A 241-nucleotide genomic window follows, 5' to 3' on the forward strand; every position below is an offset into this window, starting at 1 on the left:
CTTGTATGCTTTTTCCCCATTCACTCAATCCTTTCTTCGATTGATGTCACGGTGCGATATCACAGCATTTTCATTTTTGGCTAAGCAAGCACCAAAATATTCTGCCAACGTCACCGAACGATGCTGTCCTCCTGTACAACCAAAAGCAATGACAAGTTGTGATTTCCCCTCTTGTTTATAAAGCGGTACCATAAATTCAAACAAATCCGTTAGTTTTTGAATTAGGATTTGTGTATCCTCT

Annotated in this window: 1 protein-coding gene; it reads right to left on the reverse strand. The window is 39.4% G+C overall.

Features of this window, described 5'->3' with window-relative positions; translation table 11 throughout:
- Positions 1-24: 24 nt before the first annotated feature.
- A partial coding sequence (locus SB660_RS23385) for a RapZ C-terminal domain-containing protein (RefSeq protein WP_486304228.1) occupies positions 25-241 on the reverse strand: 217 nt, incomplete at its 5' end.

This window comes from Bacillus sp. SIMBA_005, assembly GCF_046535585.1.
GTDB lineage: Bacteria > Bacillota > Bacilli > Bacillales > Bacillaceae > Bacillus > Bacillus pumilus.